This window comes from Halorubrum hochsteinianum (assembly GCF_023702125.1).
Lineage (GTDB): Archaea > Halobacteriota > Halobacteria > Halobacteriales > Haloferacaceae > Halorubrum > Halorubrum hochsteinianum.
Genome location: NZ_CP098415.1, coordinates 1,713,890 through 1,731,106, shown reverse-complemented (window position 1 = coordinate 1,731,106; position 17,217 = coordinate 1,713,890). Strand labels below are relative to the sequence as shown.

The 17,217-nt window shown below is 71.1% G+C and carries 16 protein-coding genes; 7 read left to right on the top strand and 9 right to left on the bottom strand.

Annotation, left to right across the window (positions count from 1 at the left end; translation table 11 throughout):
• Positions 1 to 71: 71 nt before the first annotated feature.
• On the top strand, positions 72 to 1,217 hold the full coding sequence (locus tag NAF06_RS08660; RefSeq protein ID WP_080507153.1) for a type IV pilin domain-containing protein: 1,146 nt from the start codon (positions 72 to 74) through the stop codon (positions 1,215 to 1,217).
• Between the two features lie 230 nt (positions 1,218 to 1,447).
• Here NAF06_RS08660 and NAF06_RS08655 read toward each other — a convergent pair whose 3' ends face one another.
• The 3 genes from NAF06_RS08655 to NAF06_RS08645 are packed head-to-tail and all read right to left on the bottom strand — an operon-like array spanning position 1,448 to position 4,874.
• A complete protein-coding gene (locus NAF06_RS08655) occupies positions 1,448 to 2,629 on the bottom strand; it encodes an ABC transporter permease (protein WP_008584266.1) in 1,182 nt (393 codons plus the stop codon).
• Positions 2,626 to 3,432 (bottom strand): ABC transporter ATP-binding protein, encoded by an 807-nt coding sequence (locus NAF06_RS08650; RefSeq protein WP_008584268.1) that lies wholly within the window; start codon positions 3,430 to 3,432, stop codon positions 2,626 to 2,628. The genes NAF06_RS08655 and NAF06_RS08650 overlap by 4 nt, the downstream gene beginning before the upstream one ends.
• Positions 3,429 to 4,874: a CARDB domain-containing protein gene (locus NAF06_RS08645; protein WP_192813809.1), complete on the bottom strand. Its 1,446-nt coding sequence runs from the start codon at positions 4,872 to 4,874 to the stop codon at positions 3,429 to 3,431. Before NAF06_RS08645 ends, NAF06_RS08650 begins: the two co-directional genes overlap by 4 nt.
• 169 nt (positions 4,875 to 5,043) lie before the next feature.
• On the opposite strand from NAF06_RS08645, the gene psmA reads away from it, so the two are divergent.
• Together psmA and NAF06_RS08635 are read left to right on the top strand one after the other, a co-directional pair.
• Positions 5,044 to 5,865 (top strand): archaeal proteasome endopeptidase complex subunit alpha, encoded by an 822-nt coding sequence (gene psmA / locus NAF06_RS08640; protein WP_049908801.1) that lies wholly within the window; start codon positions 5,044 to 5,046, stop codon positions 5,863 to 5,865.
• 78 nt (positions 5,866 to 5,943) lie between these two features.
• Entirely contained in the window at positions 5,944 to 6,897 is a 954-nt protein-coding gene (locus NAF06_RS08635) for an acetamidase/formamidase family protein (protein ID WP_008584273.1), read from the top strand.
• A gap of 52 nt (positions 6,898 to 6,949) precedes the next feature.
• On the opposite strand, the gene NAF06_RS08630 is transcribed toward NAF06_RS08635, so the two are convergent.
• A complete protein-coding gene (locus NAF06_RS08630) occupies positions 6,950 to 9,007 on the bottom strand; it encodes an ATP-binding protein (protein ID WP_008584275.1) in 2,058 nt (685 codons plus the stop codon).
• 125 nt (positions 9,008 to 9,132) lie between these two features.
• Here NAF06_RS08630 and NAF06_RS08625 point away from each other — a divergent pair, with 125 nt between their 5' ends.
• Positions 9,133 to 9,513 (top strand): DUF5518 domain-containing protein, encoded by a 381-nt coding sequence (locus NAF06_RS08625; RefSeq protein ID WP_008584278.1) that lies wholly within the window; start codon positions 9,133 to 9,135, stop codon positions 9,511 to 9,513.
• A gap of 368 nt (positions 9,514 to 9,881) precedes the next feature.
• Here the strand turns inward: NAF06_RS08625 and NAF06_RS08620 are convergent, their stop codons facing one another.
• Positions 9,882 to 11,537, bottom strand: a complete 1,656-nt coding sequence (locus tag NAF06_RS08620; protein ID WP_008584280.1) for a tryptophan--tRNA ligase — start codon at positions 11,535 to 11,537, stop codon at positions 9,882 to 9,884.
• Positions 11,538 to 11,630: 93 nt separating this feature from the next.
• Complete coding sequence (locus tag NAF06_RS08615; protein ID WP_008584282.1) at positions 11,631 to 12,515, bottom strand: TOBE domain-containing protein; 885 nt, start codon at positions 12,513 to 12,515, stop codon at positions 11,631 to 11,633.
• A 111-nt stretch (positions 12,516 to 12,626) separates the two neighbouring features.
• Between NAF06_RS08615 and NAF06_RS08610 the strand changes: the two genes are divergently transcribed.
• Genes NAF06_RS08610 through NAF06_RS08600 form a run of 3 tightly spaced genes read left to right on the top strand, consistent with a single transcriptional unit; the run spans position 12,627 to position 15,018 of the window.
• Positions 12,627 to 13,550, top strand: coding sequence for an ABC transporter substrate-binding protein (locus NAF06_RS08610; protein ID WP_049908793.1), 924 nt, complete (start codon positions 12,627 to 12,629; stop codon positions 13,548 to 13,550).
• The gene (locus NAF06_RS08605; protein ID WP_008584287.1) at positions 13,547 to 14,269 is read left to right on the top strand and encodes an ABC transporter permease; all 723 of its coding nucleotides are present in this window, start codon (positions 13,547 to 13,549) and stop codon (positions 14,267 to 14,269) included. The genes NAF06_RS08610 and NAF06_RS08605 overlap by 4 nt, the downstream gene beginning before the upstream one ends.
• Complete coding sequence (locus NAF06_RS08600) at positions 14,269 to 15,018, top strand: ABC transporter ATP-binding protein (protein ID WP_008584289.1); 750 nt, start codon at positions 14,269 to 14,271, stop codon at positions 15,016 to 15,018. Before NAF06_RS08605 ends, NAF06_RS08600 begins: the two co-directional genes overlap by 1 nt.
• A 352-nt stretch (positions 15,019 to 15,370) precedes the next feature.
• Here the strand turns inward: NAF06_RS08600 and NAF06_RS08595 are convergent, their stop codons facing one another.
• The 3 genes from NAF06_RS08595 to NAF06_RS08585 form a co-directional block, all read right to left on the bottom strand.
• Positions 15,371 to 15,922, bottom strand: a complete 552-nt coding sequence (locus NAF06_RS08595; protein WP_008584291.1) for an HIT family protein — start codon at positions 15,920 to 15,922, stop codon at positions 15,371 to 15,373.
• Positions 15,922 to 16,830, bottom strand: a complete 909-nt coding sequence (gene map / locus NAF06_RS08590; RefSeq protein ID WP_008584293.1) for a type II methionyl aminopeptidase — start codon at positions 16,828 to 16,830, stop codon at positions 15,922 to 15,924. The genes NAF06_RS08595 and map overlap by 1 nt, the downstream gene beginning before the upstream one ends.
• Before the next feature lie 103 nt (positions 16,831 to 16,933).
• Positions 16,934 to 17,170, bottom strand: a complete 237-nt coding sequence (locus tag NAF06_RS08585; RefSeq protein WP_008584295.1) for a DUF2249 domain-containing protein — start codon at positions 17,168 to 17,170, stop codon at positions 16,934 to 16,936.
• Between the last annotated feature and the right edge of the window lie 47 nt (positions 17,171 to 17,217).

The window sequence follows — 17,217 nt, the reverse complement described above, 5'->3', positions numbered from 1 at the left end:
CGGATCTGGATTGTATCAAATTCGATAATTTTTCCAGAAGAGTTTTGAATTATATACGTGACAGTCACGTTATGTCCTCTCGCTTCGATGATCGCGGGATCTCACCGGTCGTCGGAGCGGTTCTCATGTTCGCCATCGTCGTCGCGCTCGCGGCGACGACGACGGTACTGGTCCTCGGCTTCGGCGACACGCTAGAGTCGCCGCCTCCGTTCGTCGCGAGCGAACAGTCCATCGAGGTGGAGATCGGCGGAAACGAGACGCGGCACACGCTGGAGTTCGTTCACCGGGGTGGCGAGTCCGTCGACGTCGACGCGCTCTCTGTCGTAATCGGAGAGGGCGAAAGTCGGACTCGGGTCCCGTTGTCGGAGTTTGACGCGGGGGCGTTCGCGGACGGAACGTGGGCCGCCGGCGAGCAACTGGATGTGGAACTCGACGAGTCGGCGGTCTGTGACGCGGACACCGGCGAGGTGTCCGTGGATCTAACCCATAACGGTGGCGGCGGGGGGTACATCCTCTCTTCGCGTACGATTCCGGTCGAGCGCGGTGGGTTCGTCATCGACGGGAGCCGGGTGGAGGCGACGACCGACTACACGGCGAACGTAAAGTTCGTTGGGACGGGGTGGTCGTCCGAGACGGCCGACCCGCCGGTGAACGTCAGCGTCCATCTCGGCGGCGAGCGCGTCCATGCGTGGACGGCACAGAACGACACCGACGAGGTAGTCGGATCGTACGGCATCTCTAGACAGGATCCGGAGACGGATGTCGAGGTCCAGGCGGCGGGCGCACGGCCCGAGTACGACTGTAACGTGTTCGGATTTGATTGTGAGTTCGTCGGATACACGTGGACGCACGTCTCCAGCACCGAGAACTCCGACAACGTCCGCGTCTACCGCGACGGCGACGAGGCACCGTCGTTCAGCAGCGGCGAGGGACAGCAGTCCGCGGCGGCGTACGTCGAGCCGTACATCGATGACGGCGAGGTGACGCTCGACGACAACCAGGCGGTGTACCTCTTCGAGTTTAACGAGGGAGCGGACCGCGACTACCAAGACGCGGTCGTGCTGGTGTCCTTCTTCACCCAGCACGAGGAAGTAGGCGTCTACGAGTCGAAGGCCGAGGACGTTATCCTGTGCCCCGCGGAGACGACGTCGGCGAACCCGAACGGGGCCGGCGACGGTGGCAACGGTAGCGAGAACGGGAACGACGGAAACGACTGAATCGTCGCTACGGGCCTTCGACCGACTGTCCCTGCTACCGCGTACCGTCTCCCGCCGGGGCGGCGCGCATGAGGGACGGGCTCGATTGGCTCGCACGCTTCAGCGACCGGCCGTCTCGTTCGATCTCGCGTCCGCCTGAGAAGCGTTCGGCGGGGTCTCCCGTCGGGTCCGCTCGCCACCGACCCCTCGGCCTCGGTGAACGCCTCGGAGTTCCCCGATCCCTCCCGCGTTCAACTCCGCAGCGCTTCGACCGGCCGCTCGTTGGCGGCCTTCCACGCGGGGTACGCGCCGCTGACGATCCCGACGCCGACGCCGAAGACGAGCGCCAGGAGGAGGTAGTAGCCGTTCGTCGGGTCGAGCGCGAGCGCGGCGTCGACCTCCTCGGCCGCGACCACGAGGCCGGCGACGAGCAGGACGGTGAGCAGCGTGCCCGCCGCGGCCCCGACCGCGCCGATCAGGCCGGCCTCGGCGAGGAGGACGCGCAACACGTCGCGGCGGGCGACGCCGACCGCGCGCATCACCCCGATCTCCTGTCTGCGCTCGACGGTGCTCATCAACATCACGTTGAGGATGGAGACCCCGGCGACGACGAGGGAGATGGCACCGAGCCCGAGCAGGAACGTCGAGAGCAGGCCGAAGAACTCGTTTATCTCGTCGACGAGGGCGGCCAGTTCGAACAGCTCCACGCGCTCTTCGCGCGCGTTCACCTCCTCGCGGATCGCGTCGGCCGCGACGCGAGCCGCCTCGCCGGAGTCGGAGATGACAAGCGCTTGCGCGTAGCCGTCGGCCGAGAACGCCGACTCCGGGAGGTAGACCGCGTCGTCGGGGGCCACCGGGCTGAACGTCTGGCTCTCGACCAGCACCGCGATCACCCGCACCTGCGAGCCGGCGATCTCCACGGTGTCGCCCGCCCCGGCCCCGAGGTCCTCGGCGATGCCCGCGCCGAGGATCGCCCCCTGACGGTGGCGCTCCGGCAACCTCCCCTCGGCGGCCTCGTACGCGAGCGCCGGCTCCTCGACCCCGTACACCGTCGCGAACGTCTGGTCGCCCTGCCGCGCGACGGTGGCGCTGTCGGAGTACAGCGGGACGACGGCCGCCCCGCCGCCGGCGGCCCCGTCGACCGCGCGCCGGATCGACGCGACGTCCGCGTTCGACAGCGACTCGACGCCGGCGTCCGCGTTCGGCGAGACGACGACCTGCGTCCCGATGTCGCCGATGGCGTCGTCGGCCCCGAGCGCCAGCACGTTCCCGAAGATGCCGAGCGCCGCGACCGCGAGGACGCCGATACAGACGCCCAGCACGGCCAGCGCGGTCCGCACCCGGTTCCGGCGGAGGTTCCGCGACGCCATCGACACCGCGGGACCCCACCCGCGGAGCCAGCCGGCGAGTCCGTCGGCGCTCCGGTCGCTCATCGGTCACCTCGGGCGGCCGTGGGGTCGCTGGACGAAGACGCGCCGTCTCCCGGCAGCCCGCCGGTCATCACCCCGTCGGTGAGGTCGACGACGCGGTCGGCGTACCGCTCGACGAGCGGGTCGTGCGTGACCGCGACGACGGCGACCCCCTCGGCGTTCACGCGCTCGAACTCGGCGAGGATCGACTCGCCGGTCTCCGTGTCGAGGTTCCCCGTCGGCTCGTCCGCGAGCAGCACGGCCGGCTCGTTGATCAGCGCGCGGGCGATGGCGACGCGCTGCTTCTGGCCGCCGGAGAGCTCGCTCGGCTCGTGGTCGAGCCGGTCGCCGAGCCCGAACCGCGAGAGGAGGTCCGCGGCGCGGTCGCTCGCCTCCCCGGGGTCGAACGCGGTCGGCATCGCGACGTTCTCGACCGCGGTCAGCGTCGGCAGCAGGTGGAAGTCCTGAAAAACGAACCCGATCGACTCCTTTCGCGCCCGAGTGCGCTCGGCCACCGAGAGGTCCGTCACGTCGGTGCCGTCGAGCAGGCGACGGCCCGCGGTGGGGTCGTCGAGCAGCCCCAGCACGTTCAGTAGCGTCGACTTCCCGGACCCGCTGGGGCCGACCACCGCGACGAACTCGCCCGGTCGGACCGCAAAGTCGACCTCGTCGAGCGCGACCACCGGGTCGCCGCCGCCGCTCGGGTAGCGCTTGACGACGCCCCGGAGCGCGACGCCGTAGTCGTCGCGGACCGGTGGGTCGCCGACGGGAGTGTCACCGACGGCCGGGTCGTCGGCTCCGGCGTCGTCCGCGGCGTTCCCGCTCACGGTGCCGGCCCGTCGCGCCCCCGGTCGCTCGACCCGCCGACGCGCCCGCTCCTGACCGCGACGCCGACCGCACCGGCGAGGCCGACGACCGCGAGCGCGCTGGCGAGCGCGCTCGCCGACCCGACGCCACCGACGCCGATCCGGCCGAGCGTCCCGCCGCCGTCGCTCTCGTCGTCCGGCTCGGGGGCCGCCACCGTCAGCGTCTCCGTGTACCGGACGCCGCGCTCGGTGTAGGCGACGCGGATGGGGATCTCGTCCGCCACGGAGGCGTTCACCGCCGTTTCGAGTTCGACCCCGACGAAGTCGCTCCCGGAGAGCGACCCGACGAAGTACTCGCCGCCGGCGGGGGTCGGCTCGACGCCGGGCGCGTCCCCGACGGAGACGACCGCCCCCGTCATCTCCCCCGACCCGGCGTTTCCGAGGTTGGCGTCGACGACGACCGCGCCGTCAGCGCCCTCGCGGACCGTCGCGTCGGTCACGGTCGGCGTCGCCTCGCGGACCGGGTACGTCACCGTCGACTCCGCGGTCCGGTCCGCCCCGCGGTCGTTCCGCTGGTCCGTGTCGGCGCGGAACGCCGCGGAGACCGTCACCGCCGAGCGGCGGTCGAGCGGCCCGAGGTCGACGATCACCCGCCGCTCTTCGCCGGGCGCGACGTCCTCCACGACGAACGGGCCGACGTCGACCGTCTCGTCGGCGTCGCCGTCCGCGTCGTCTCCGTCGCCGGTGTCGCCACCGCCCTCGACCGCGGTCCCGACGGCGCGGAGGCTGACGCGGTCTGCGGTCGTCGTCCCGGTGTTGACCACGGTCACCGCGACGGGCGAGTCGGCGACGGGGGGCGACTCCTCGCCCTGTCCGCCGTCGTTCGCGTCGAGTCCGCCGCCACCGCCGAAGATGCCCTGAATGCCGCCGACGCCGAGGTCGGCCGCCGGGCTCTCGCTCCCGTCGTCGCTCTGGAGGTCCTCGGGGTCGAGCGCGCGGGTCCGCAGGTCGAGCGACACCTCGGTCGGCCGCACCTCGATCACGGCGTCGCGGCTGACGGTGACGAACTCGCCGGTCGTCGACTGGTTCGCGACGGCCTCGACGGTGAGCCGCTTCTCGCCCGGCTCCTCGAAGGTCGTCCACAGCGTCGCGTCGAGCGAGTCGCCCGCCGAGAGCGCGCCGACGCCGGAGACGCTGTCGAGCACGTCGCCGTCGGCGTCGCGGACGCGGACCTCGGTCACGTTCGCCGCCGCGTCGCTGCCGCCGGAGTTCGAGACGGTGACGTTCAGCGCCGTCCGCTCGCCGACGGCCGGGTCGCCCGGGGAGACCCCGACCTCGCCGACGGTGATCCGCGCGTCCGGTACCGCCGCCGCGCCGCCGACCGCGAACGCCCCGCCGACGGCCGACAGGATCGTCAACGCGGCCAGCAGCGCGGCTGAGGTTCGTGTGAGCGTCAATGTCAGGCGACCTAAGCGACCTGCGTGGATATATCCGTCGGCGACCGAACCCCGCGGCGACCTCGCGGTTCCGGACGCGGCCGAGACGTACCGGTTACGGACCCTTTTTCAACGGCGCGACGTAAGTGGGTGTAATGAGCGAACGTGACACCGCGCGAGCGGGTGATCGGCGATGATGGGCAACAACGATCAGCAGGCGTACGACCGCGGCACGTCGCTGTTCTCGCCGGACGGTCGGATCTACCAGGTCGAGTACGCCCGCGAGGCGGTCTCTCGCGGCGCGCCGAGCGTCGGCGTCCGGACGACGGACGGCGTCGTCTTCGTCGCGATGTCGCGGCCCTCCTCGTCGCTGATGGAGGCCGAGAGCATCGAGAAGCTCCACAAGCTCGACGACCACCTCGGCACCGCGAGCGCGGGCCACGTCGCCGACGCCCGCCAGCTGATCGACCTCGCGCGCCGCCAGTCGCAGGGGAACCGCCTCCGCTACGGCGAGCCGGTCGGCGTCGAGACGCTGACGAAGTTCGTCACGGACCACATCCAGGAGAACACCCAGCGCGGCGGCACGCGACCGTACGGCGCGGCCCTCCTCATCGGCGGCATCGACGACGGCGAGCCGCGCCTGTTCGCGGCCGACCCCTCGGGGACGCCCAACGAGTGGAAGGCGACCGTCATCGGCGGCGGCCGGCAGGACATCCAGGGTCACCTCGAAGAGGAGTGGACGGACGACCTCTCCTTGGAGGACGGCATCGAACTCGCCGTCGCGGCGCTGGCCGCGCACGACGACGAGTTCGAGCCGTCGGACCTCGCAGTCGCGACCGTGACGGAGGCCGACGGCTTCCGCACGGTCCCGGTCGACGAGGTCGAGGCCGCCTTCGAGGCGGCCGGACTGGGCGGTGACGAGGCGGACGACGACGAGACTGAGGCGGACGACGACGAGACCGAGGCGGACGACGAAGGCGGCGCGGACGGCGGCGACGCGGGCGAGAGCGACGAGTAACACCCTCGGAGCGCGACGCTCTCGTCGCGTCGAGTCAGTCGCCCGGATTTTTTAGGGTGCGGCGCAGATACCGACCCGATGCCACGCGAACGCGTCTCACACCTCGACGGACACGTCTACGAGTTCGGCCCCGAGATGGACCCGGTCTACGAGGCCGACGACGGCGAGTCGGTGACGATCGAGACGATCGACAGCCTGAACGGGGCGATCCAGAGCGACGACGACCTTCTCGACGCGATCCCCGAAGAGGTCAACGCCGCGACCGGGCCGATCGCGGTGGCGGGCGCGAGTCCGGGCGACGTGCTCGCGGTCGACATCGAGGCCGTCCGAGTCGCCGAGGACCGCGGCCGAGTGCTCACGGCACCCGGATTCGGTCTGCTTCAGGACGACCCGGAGATCGACCACCCCGCGACGCGGGTCACCGAGGTGGAGGGTGGAGGCGCGGTCGACGGTGAGGCCGGCGGCCCCGAGAACGGTGACGGCGGCCGGATCGACTTCGAGGGGATCGACGTGCCGATCGAGCCGGTGATCGGGACCATCGGCGTCGCCACGGGCGGGGAGACGGTCTCGACGCTCACCCCCGACGACCACGGCGGCAACCTCGACACGACCGACGTGACCGGCGGGACGACCGTCTACTTCCCGGTGTTTCAGGAGGGCGCGATGCTGGCGATGGGGGACGCGAAGGCCGCGATGGCCGACGGCGAGATGTGCGGGACCGGCGCGGAGATCGCGGTCGAGGTCGACGCGACGCTCTCCGTGATCGAGGACCCGACCGTCTCGCTGGACCGACCCGTCGTCGACACCGGCGACGCGGTGAAGACCCTCGCCAGCGCCGAGACGCTGGAGGAGGCCGTCGAACTGGCGAACGGCGACATGCTGGACCTGCTGGCGCACCACCACGGCCTCTCGCGCACCGACGCGTACCTCTTTTCGAGCCTCGTCGGCGGACTGGAGGTCAGTCAGGTGGTCGACCCGCAGGTGACCGCGCGGAACGCGGTCCCGAGCGAGTACCTCTCGCTGCCGTTCTGACCCGTCGAGAGGCTCGCCGCCGCCGACCTCGACCAGCCGCCGGAAACGGGGCTCAGCGCTCCGACCGCTCGGCGAACCGTCGCGCGGCGTCGCTCAGCCCGGAGTCGGCGGGCGACTCGCCCCCGTCCGCGCCGGCCTCCCCGTCGGACGCGGCGCGCGGGTCCTCCGATGTCGGGTCGCCGTCGGCCGCGAGCGCGTCGCCGTCCTCGGCGACGGTCCGCTCGTCGCGGGCGTGCTCGCCGGACGGATGGAGGTCGTCCGCGGGTTCCGGGCCGGCGACGTCGTCCGGGTCGGCGTCCGACGGGTAGCTCAGCTCGGCGGGCGGGACGAAGACGGTCTCGACCGCGCGGACGACCTCGTCGACCTGCGCCTCGTCGAGCCGGTCCGCGTACGCCTCGCGGACGAGGTCCGGGACCGCGTAGGCGTAGTGACCGCGGCCGGCGTGGCGGATGAGTCCCGCGCGCCGGATCGGCCGGTGGCGGCTGTAGGCGTGCCCGGAGTCGCCGTCGCCGCCGGCGTCGATGTGGGCGGCCACGGGGTCGCTCGCGCCCTCGCGGCGGTAGTGGCGGAGCATCCCGCGGGAGAGCTCCGGGAGCGACTCGATCCGCGACCGGAGCTCCTCGATGACGGCCTCGCGGGTGCCGAGTTCGATCGCGTCGTCGAACCGGAGCGCGCTCTCGGCCACGTCGTCGCGGGTGACGGGGTCGACGTCGTCCGGCGGGCCGGACTCGTCCACGGCCGCCGAGCCCGAGGCCGTCGACTCGGCGGTCGCGCGGGCGGAGTCGGCGGCCGCGCGGGCGGAGCCAGCGGCGTCCGGGTCGACTTCCGCACCGCCGTCGGCGGCCGATTCGGCCGACTCGGTCGCGGTCTCGGCGTCGTCTGTCGGGGTCGCGTCGGTCTCTCCGCCCCCCTCGGTCGCGGCGACCGCCTCGTCGTACGACTTGAGCACGGACTGGTCGCCGGCATCGCCGCCCTCGGAGTCCTGATCTTCTGCGGTAGCGGGCCCGAGGCGGTCGCCGCCGGCCGGCGGTCGCCCGCCGCCGCCGCGGTACGGGGCCTCGGCCTTCCCGAGCAGCGCCTGTGCGAACTGGTCGGCCATGTTGCTCAGGTCGCGGGCCTCCTCCAGTTCGCGTTCCAGCTCCTGGATGCGCTGATCCTTCTTGTCGAGCTCCTGCCGGAGGTCGGCGAGCTCCGACTCGCGGCGCTCCTGCTCGTCGGAGATGGACTGGAGTTCGCCCACGAGGTCGCTGGAGACCGACTTCAGCTCCGGGCGCTCGAAGTCGTCGAGCCCGGGGGTCGCGCCCGCGTCGAACGTCTGCTTGCGGTGGAACTGGATCCGGCGGATCGACTCGTCCCAGTCGGTCATCAGAAAGGCCTCGCCGTCGCCGAGGTCCTCGACCGCGCTGGCGTACTTCGAGCCGAGGATGCGCCCGACCACCTTCGTGTCGTTGTCCCACGTGAGCCGGTGCCAGCAGAGCCAGTCGCACTGGGTGATGAAGTCCTTTTTCACGTCGGCCGGGCGCTGGCTGATCCCGACGATGCCGAGGCCGTGCTTCCGGCCGCGCTTGCCGACCTTGATCAGCATCTTCCCCGTCTCGTCCATCCCGCCGCCCTCGGGGATGTACTCGTGGCACTCCTCGATGACGAGCAGGAACGGCTTCTTCATGCGCTTCTCCTTCGCGAACAGCTGTTTGACCACTTCTAAGAGGAGTTCGTTCGCCGTGTCCTCTTCGAGGTAGCCGGAGACGTCTAAGATGATCGGGACGTTCTGCTCTAAGGCGAGGTTCGCCAGCTTCTCGGCGTGTTCCGGCGAGACGACGATGTCGCACTCGTCGTCGGCACCGGCGTGGAGGATCTCGTACTCTTCTTTCAGGCCGTAGTACTCCCCGTCCGTGTCGACGATCATCACGGGGAACCCGTTGTCGAGGAGGTTCTCGATGACGACGCTCGCGGTGTTGCTCTTCCCGGACCCGCTCTTCCCGGTGATGAACGACCGGCCGGTGAGCACGTCGACGACCGGGAGTTCGACCGGAGCGCCCGGGTCCGCCGTCGCGTCGCCGCCGATCCCCTCGCTGACGTCCGCGACGTGGATGGCCTCCTCCTCGCTCATACCCGTGACAGGTACCGCCCGCCTCATAAACCATCGGCTCGGGACGCACGGGGGTTCGGCTATCGGTCGTTTTCCGGGCGGCGTCGTCCGCAAAGCGTATGCGGCCGCCGAGAGTTCGAGTCCGTATGGACACCGAAAACACCCTCCTCAACGCGGTCGTCGGCGCGGTCGCGTCGGTCCTGCTCTCCGTTACCGGTATCGGCCCGCTCCTCGGCGGGGCGGTCGCCGGCTACTTGAACGACGACGGTAGCGGCGACACCGACGGCGGGCTTCGGGTCGGCGCGCTCTCCGGGTTCATCGCGTCGATCCCGATCGCCGCCATCCTGCTGGTCGGGTTGGTGCTCCTCCCGCTTTTGGGGTTCTTTCCGATCCCGCTCGAACTCGGCCTCGCGTTCGGCGGCGTCTTCGTGCTCGGTGCTATCGCCGTGGCCGGCGGCGTCGCCTACACCGTCGTGTTGAGCGCGCTCGGCGGTCTGCTCGGCGTGTACCTGAAAGAGGAGCTGTAGTGTGAGAGGGGCCGCGGCGACGAGAATATCGGCGAAGTTCTGACCGCTCGGTGCGATGCGGTCGCTACCGAGAACACGACCACCGAAGCCCCAGCCGGGAGGCGGACAGACGCTCGTTGCGCTCCTCGCTCGCGTTGCTCGCTGCGGTGCTTACGTCGCCTCTGTCCGCCTCCCGGCTGCCCCTTCGAGTCCCGCCCCGCAACAGCACCGCAACCACAGCCTTACGCCTCCCCAGCCTCGTCGGTCGCCGTCGCTTCGCTCCGGCGACCGACTCCCTCGCGCACGCTCCTCGGCCGCGGGGCGGCCTCGGAGGCGCGCGCCACAGCGGGATAAAAAGTCGGTAACCGGCGCGTCTCGCTCGCGTCGGCTCAGTGCTCGCCGCCGGTGCCGCGCCGGTCCGAGTCCAGGTCGATGTCGAGGTCGGCGAGCAGTTCCTCGGCCTCCGCGCGCTTCTCCTGATGATCTTCGAGGAACTCGCGCATGAGCTCCGCGGCCTGCTCCTTACAGCCGCCACAGAGCCGCTCGCCGTTGACGCACTCGGAGTAGACTTCTTTGGTGAGTTCGTCGTCGTCGCCCGCCAGCAGGTAGGCGTACAGCTCGTAGACCGGGCACTCGTCGGCCTCGCCGCCGAGTTCGCGCTGCTCTTCGGCGGTGTCGCGGCCGCCCGTCGTGGCGGCCTTCACCTTGTCGTAGCCGTCCTCGGGGTCGTCGAGCAGCGAGATGTGGCTCGCCGGGATCGACGAGGACATCTTCCCGCCCGTGAGCCCGGTCATGAACCGGTGGTAGATCGAGGAGGGCTGCCGGAAGCCGAACCCGTCGTGGTCGATCTCGACCTCCCGCGCGACCGATTCGGCCTCGTCGCGGGTGAGGTTGAACGCGTCGACGTGGCCCTCGAACACGCGCTTTTCGCCCTCGACGGCCTCGATGAGCGCCTCGAACGCCTCGTCGGTGGCGTTGCGGTCGAAGAAGCGCACCCGGGGGCGGAGCGGCTCCTTCCCGCCGGCTTCGAGCTTGTCGAGCGCGGACGCCTTCGCGGCCGCGAGGTCGACGCTCTCGCGGTCGCTCTCCGGCGGCTCGTAGTCCGCGAGCCACTCGGCCGCGTCCTCGCAGCGCACGTCGGTCTCGCCCTCCCCGTCGCCGTCGGTTCCGCCGGCCGCATCGTCCGCCGCGAGCGCGTCGTAGGCTGCCCGCACCAGCTGTCGCTCGTCGTCGTCCAGCTCGAAGGAGGCGAACGCCTCGGTCACCTTGAAGTAGCGCACGCGGGTCGCCAGATCGCGGGTGAGCCGGACGTGGGGGTCCTGATCGGGGCCGACCGGAATGACCGTGGGTTTCGGCTCGTCGACGAGCTGGGGGTAGAGGATGTCCGCCGTCTGGGTGACGACGCTCTGCATGTGCGAGATGTTCGTCTCGCCGTCGAAGCCGTAGATCGCCTCGAACTCCGAGAAGTTCGCCTTCGAGCCGAGTTCGAACCCGAGGTCCTGGACCGCGCGGTTGTCGGACTGGCGGTAGATCTCCCCCTCGTCGGCGTCGAAGCCGAGCGCGAGGAGACTCAGGAGGTAGTTGCGCGCGTGCTCGTCGATCTCGCCCCACGACATCCCCCGCGCCGAGTGGGCTTCGAGGTCGGCGATCAGCCCGAACGCGTCGCCGCCCTGCTCCTGATGCCAGATGATCTCGTCGAACACGAGCTTGTGGCCGATGTGCGGGTCGCCGGTGGGCATGAACCCGGAGAGCGCGGCGAACGGCTCGTCGTTCGCCATCGCCTCCGCGACCGCGTCGTACTCGCGGTGCCCGAAGATGACGCCGCGACGCATCAGGTAGTGCGGGTCCGGCACGCCGTCGGCCACGTCGTCGAACGCCTCGATACCGAACTCCTCGAAGAGGTCCGCGTAGTCGCCGACCGACGCCGACCCCCACGGGTCGAGCGCGACGTCCTCGGTCGGCTCGTCCGCGCGCTCGGTCCCGCCGTCGGCGAGGGCTGCGCCCCGGTCTCCCGGAGCGGCCCCCTCGGGGGTGTCCTCGTCCATACCACCTCTCCCGTCGGTCGACGCAAAAACCGTTCGCTTGCGCGGGAGGAGTTGCCACGGGCGGAGGGGCGACGCGACCCCGCGGAGCCGGAATCACTCGGTCTGCGGCACCAGTCGGGTCGCCGTCGCCTTCCATCGGATCGAGACCGGAGCGCCGGCGGCGAGACCGAGCCGCTCGACGCTCTCGGCGGTGATCAGCGCGGCCATCACGGCACCGTCGTCCGCGTCGTCGCCACCAGTCGCCTCGTCCGCCTCGTCACCGCCAGTCGCCTCGTCCGCCTCGTCACCGCCAGTCGCCTCGTCACCGCCAGTCGCCACGTCCGCCTCGTCGCCGTCCCCGTCCACCGCGATCCGGACCGCTGACACCGTCTCGCCCGGCTCGATCGCTCGGACCCGTCCGGCGAGGCGGTTCCGGGCGCTCGTCGCGTCGGGGTCGACCGCGTCGGCCGCGTCGTTGACGGTGACGGCGTCGGCACCGATCCGGACTTGGACCGCGTCGCCGGGGATCATCCCGGCGTCCCGCCCATCTCCGCCGTCCCCGTCGCCCGCGCCGCCGTGGAGGCCCGACAGTTCGCCGACCGCGGTGTCGACGACCGCCAGCTCCCCGTCGACGGCGGCGACGGTACCGTCGAGGACCGTCTCCGGCACGGCCGCGGTCGCCGCGAGGACGGCCTGGAGCCGGTCGTAGCGGTTGAGGAGGCGGCGTCCCGGGGCGGCGAGCCGGCTCCCGCCGCCCCCCTCGCCGCCGCGCCGCCGCTCGACGAGCGTGCCGTAGGCCCCCTCCAGCGTCTCGATCCGCGAGAGGGCGCGGGCGCGGGAGCGACCGAGTTCCGAGGCCGCGCCCGCGACCGACCCCGCCGCGTCGACCGCGCGCAGGAGCGCCGCGTCGCGGCCGTCGAACTCGACGCCGTCCTCGATGAGCGCGGCGCGGCCGCGGCCCGCGGCGGCGGCCGGACTCGGGTCGCTCGTCTCGTCCATGTCTCCGCGGTCGCCCCGAGGCGTGTTGGCGCTTTCGCCCGACCGCCGAGGAGCGCGCCACCCGGTCGGGTGACGCAAGCTATATGAGGTGGAAACCACACCGTTGTATCTATGCCGATACAACGACGAGCGTTCGTGGCGGCGCTGGGAACGGCTGCGGTGGCGAGTACCGCCGGCTGTTCGTCGCTGGGGGGCGACGACTCGGGGGCCGGCGTCGCGGGCGAGACGCTCACGCTCACGACGACGACGAGCACCTACGACACCGGGCTCCTCGACGAGATCCACGCGGACTTCGAGGACATGTACGGTGTCAGCGTCGACGCCGTCGCACAGGGGACCGGCGCGGCCCTCGAATCGGCCCGCAACGGCGACGCCGACGTGGTGATGGTCCACGCCCGCGGGCTCGAAGACGAGTTCCTTCGCAACGGGTACGGCGTCAACCGCCGCGACCTGATGTTCAACGACTTCGTGATCGTCGGCCCCGAGAGCGACCCGGCCGGGATTCAGGGGATGAGTTCGGCGACGGAGGCGCTCACGACGATCGCCGACGCGGGGGCGTCGTTCGTCTCGCGCGGCGACAACTCCGGGACCCACACGAAGGAGTTGAACCTCTGGGACGCCGCCGGGATCGACCCCGGCGGCGACTGGTATCAGGAGACCGGCAGCGGGATGGGCGAGGCGCTGAACATCGCCACCCAGCAGGGCGCGTACACGCTCTCCGATCGCGGGACGTTCATCTCGCAGCGTTCGGAGATCGACCTGACGGTCCTCGTTCAGGGACCGATCGAGGGCGGACCGGAGATCCTCGCGAACCCCTACGGGGTCATGGCGGTGAACCCCGGCGTCCACGACGGCGTCAACTACGACCTCGCGATGGCGTACATCGGCTGGATCACGAGCCCGGGCGTTCAGGAGTCGATCTCGGAGTACCGGGTGGACGGCGAGCAGTTGTTCTTCCCCAGAGCAGTCTCGGAGGATCCGGACTTCCAGCAGTACGTACCGGAAGGCTGGAGTGGGGACTCCAACGACGAGTGAGCGTGTCCCTCGCGGCGATCCCGCAGCTGGCACCGGCGCTCCTCGATCTCCCGTTCAGGGACGGGTACGTCTGGAGCGTCATTTACGTCTCGCTGTACGTGAGCGTCACCGCCGTCGCCCTGAGCACGCTCGTCAGCGTGCCGGTCGCGGTCGCGATCGGGTTCGCCGACTTCCCCGGGAAGGGGTTCGTGAAGTCGGTCGTCAACACGGGGATGGGGTTCCCGAGCGTCGTGGTCGGGCTGGTCGTCCTCTTCGCCGTCTCGAACCAGGGGCCGCTCGGGTCGCTGAACCTCGTGTTCACCCGCGAGGCGATGATCATGTCGCAGTTCGTGCTCGCGACGCCGCCGATCACGGCGATCACGCTCGCCGCCGTCGACGGGGTCGATCGCGGCGTCCGCGACGCGGCGCGCGCGCTCGGCGGGACGCGGATCGACGCGGCGCTCGTCGTCCTCAAGGAGGCGCGCTACGGGATCGCCACGGCGGTGCTGGCCGGGTTCGGCCGGGCGGTCAGCGAGGTCGGGTCCGTCCTCATCGTCGGCGGCAACATCACCGGCGCGGACGGGGTCTCGAAGACCCGCACCCTGACGACCGCCATCCAGCTGGAGGCGCGACAGGGCCAGTACGAGACCGCCATGATCCTCGGCGCGGTGCTCGTCGCGCTCGTGTTGACCGTCAACGCGGTCGTCGTCCACTTCGGCGACGGCGGGGTGAACGCCTGATGCTCCGAGCGACCGACGTCTCTGTGGCGTACGGCGACGAGACAGTCTTCCGGGACCTCTCGGTCGAGGTCGAGGCCGGCGAGGTGCTCGCGGTCATCGGGCCGTCCGGGGTCGGCAAGACGACGCTGCTCCGCCTGCTCGCGCTCGCCGCGGAGCCGGACGGGGGGCGCGTCGCGCTCGACGGGGTCGACCCGTGGGCGCGCTCCGCGTCCGAGCGGCTCGCCCTGCGCCGGCGCGTCGGCATGGTGTTCCAGGAGGCGAGCCTCTTCGACGCCTCGGTCGCGCGAAACGTCGAGTACGGGCTCCGGGTCCGCCGGTCGTGGACGGACCGGCTCGGGTCGCTGTTCGGGCGCGGCGTCCCGGACGCGGTCCGCGAGGCCCTCGACGTGGTCGGGCTGGCGGACGAGACGCGCCGCCACGCCGACTCGCTCTCGGGGGGCGAGGCCCAGCGCGTCTCCTTCGCCCGGGCGCTGGCGTACGAGCCGGACGCCCTGCTGCTCGACGAGCCGACCTCCGACCTCGACCCGCGCAACACCGCGGTGATCGAGGAGGCGATCGGCGAGGCGCGAGACCGGGGGATCGGCGTCGCGCTCGCGACCCACGACATGCATCAGGCCGAGCGCGTCGCGGACCGCGTCGCCGTGCTGCTCGACGACGGGATCACGGAGATGGGGCCGACCGAGGTCGTCTTCGAGGACCCGGCGAACGAGCGCACCCGCAAGTTCATCTCGGGCGAGTTGGTGTACTGACTCGGGTTGCGAGGGGTTGGGAGACCGGTCGAATCTGACAATCGAAGATCGGCGGCGAACACCGACAAAGCCCCAGTCGCGAGGACGGCGCACGTTTGCTGCGGTCCTCAGTCGCTCGCGCTGCTCGCTCTTTGCGGTCCTTGCGTCACCTGCGCCGTCCTCGCGACTGCCCCTTTGAGTCCCACCCCGCACAGCACCGCACCTCAGGCCTCCCCAGCCTCGTTGCGGTCGCCTCCGCGTTGCTCCGGCGACCGCAACTCCCTCGCGCGTGCTGACTCGCGGCCGCCGAGGGCGGCCGCTCACAGGCACGCGCCACCGCTCCGTTTGTTTGTAAGTAATCGACACCGCCGCCTCAGACGCCGAAGTCGAGTTCGACGGCGTCGCCCCCCTCGGCGTCGCCCGGATCGACCGCGTTCTCGTCGGCCGCGAACCCGGCGTGGAGGTGGTCGTAGGTGCGCTCTATCGCCTCCACGATCACCTTCGTGTCGCCGGTGACGGGCATGAAGTTCGTGTCGCCGCTCCACCGCGGGACGACGTGGGTGTGGAGGTGGTCGATCGAGCCGCCCGCGGCGTCGCCGCCGAGGTTCTGCCCGGTGTTGACGCCGTCGGGGTCGAGGTCGCGGCGCAGCGCCGCGAGCGTCGCCGCCTTCAGCCTCGCGTGATCGAGCAGGGTCGCGTCGTCGAGGTCGGTCGGGTCCTCCACGTGCTCGTCCGGGATCACCATCGCGTGGCCGGGGTTGTACGGCGCGTTGTTTAGTAGGACGTAGTTGCGCTCGGTGCGGGCGACGATCCGGGCCTCGCGGGCGTCCTCGCGCTCCGGTAGCACGCAGAACGGGCAGCCGTCGATCGGGTCGGCGTCGCGCTCGACCCACTCGATCCGCCACGGCGCGAAGATCCGGTCCATCAGTCGTCGAAGCCGTGGATCCCCGCGGTCGTCACCTCGACGCCGTCCTCGGTTATCAGGAGGGTGTGTTCCGCCTGACTGACTAAGGCGTCGTCGTCCTCCTTCAGCACGGGGTAGCCCTTGATCGCGTTCGCCTGCTTCAGGCGGCGGAGCGACATCTCGGCGCGGTCCGACTCCAGCCAGCGGGCGGCGAAGGGGAGGTCGTCGAACGCCTCGATCTCGTCGAGCGCCTGCCGGGCGCGCCGGTCGCGCACGCTCGCCGAGCCCTGCTGTTCGAAGATCTCCTCGTCGGTCCCCTCGCCGACCTTCCCGCGGCCGTCGGTGGCGAACGGCTCGATCGCGACCGCCTGCCCCGGCTCAAGTTCGACCGAGCGGTCGACGCCGCGGTTCGGCACCGTCGGTCCGGTGTGGGCGTCGTACCGCTGGACGCCGTGGCCGGAGAGGTTGAGGACGGGCGTGTAGCCGTACCCGCGGATCACGTCCTCGATCGCTTTCCCGACGACGCCGACCTCGACGCCGGGTCCGGCCTCGTCGAGCGCGGCTTCCAGCGCCATCTCCGCGGCCTCGACGAGTTCGGGGGTCCCGCTGTGGTCGACCGTCACCGCCGCGTCGGCGATGTACCCGTCGACGTGGACCCCCACGTCGAGGCACACCATCTCCTCGCCGAACTCCGTCTCGTCGTCGCGGCTCGGCGTCGCGTGCGACGCCTCGGGGTCGACGCTGATGTTCACCGGGAACGCGAGGCCCGCACCCTGCTCGCGGACGAAGTCCTCCGTCCACTCGGCCACTTCGAGGTGGGTTCGGCCCGGCTCGACCATCTCGCGGGCCTCGTTCATCGCTTCTACCAGCACCGCGCCGGCCTCGCGGTAGCTCTCGACCGCGTCCGCGTCGAGGGATCCGTGACTCATGGGTCCGGGTTCGGCGACCGCGCGCAAAGAGGTTGCGGAGGGCGGTCGGCGGGGTCGAGTCGAGGGGCCCGAGGACGGTCGGGAGGGACCGAGCCGCCTCCGCTCAGGCGGGCGTGATCTCGACGTACCACTCGTCTTCGGTCGGGTTCGCCGTCTCGTGGGTGAACCCCCGCTCGGCCAGCACGTCGTACAGCGGGACCGGCTCGAAGCTGTTCACCAGACAGAGCGACTCCCCGTCATCGAGCCCGTCGAGCGCGGCCATGATGTCGCCGAACGGTTCGCCGTCGATCTCGCGGGCGTCCAAGTGCTCGTCCGCGTCGTCGAATGGGTCGGCGCTCATGGGTCGATCGACGCGTCCCCGGACGGTATCGTTCCCCCCGAAGACGT

Bases quoted from the DNA above. Each gene is read 5' to 3' on its own strand.
- NAF06_RS08660 (WP_080507153.1), top strand. From the start codon at position 72: ATGTCCTCTCGCTTCGATGATCGCGGGATCTCACCGGTCGTCGGAGCG.
- NAF06_RS08655 (WP_008584266.1), bottom strand. From the start codon at position 2,629: ATGAGCGACCGGAGCGCCGACGGACTCGCCGGCTGGCTCCGCGGGTGG.
- psmA (WP_049908801.1), top strand. From the start codon at position 5,044: ATGGGCAACAACGATCAGCAGGCGTACGACCGCGGCACGTCGCTGTTC.
- NAF06_RS08635 (WP_008584273.1), top strand. From the start codon at position 5,944: ATGCCACGCGAACGCGTCTCACACCTCGACGGACACGTCTACGAGTTC.
- NAF06_RS08630 (WP_008584275.1), bottom strand. From the start codon at position 9,007: ATGAGCGAGGAGGAGGCCATCCACGTCGCGGACGTCAGCGAGGGGATC.
- NAF06_RS08625 (WP_008584278.1), top strand. From the start codon at position 9,133: ATGGACACCGAAAACACCCTCCTCAACGCGGTCGTCGGCGCGGTCGCG.
- NAF06_RS08620 (WP_008584280.1), bottom strand. From the start codon at position 11,537: ATGGACGAGGACACCCCCGAGGGGGCCGCTCCGGGAGACCGGGGCGCA.
- NAF06_RS08615 (WP_008584282.1), bottom strand. From the start codon at position 12,515: ATGGACGAGACGAGCGACCCGAGTCCGGCCGCCGCCGCGGGCCGCGGC.
- NAF06_RS08610 (WP_049908793.1), top strand. From the start codon at position 12,627: ATGCCGATACAACGACGAGCGTTCGTGGCGGCGCTGGGAACGGCTGCG.
- NAF06_RS08600 (WP_008584289.1), top strand. From the start codon at position 14,269: ATGCTCCGAGCGACCGACGTCTCTGTGGCGTACGGCGACGAGACAGTC.
- NAF06_RS08595 (WP_008584291.1), bottom strand. From the start codon at position 15,922: ATGGACCGGATCTTCGCGCCGTGGCGGATCGAGTGGGTCGAGCGCGAC.
- map (WP_008584293.1), bottom strand. From the start codon at position 16,830: ATGAGTCACGGATCCCTCGACGCGGACGCGGTCGAGAGCTACCGCGAG.
- NAF06_RS08585 (WP_008584295.1), bottom strand. From the start codon at position 17,170: ATGAGCGCCGACCCATTCGACGACGCGGACGAGCACTTGGACGCCCGC.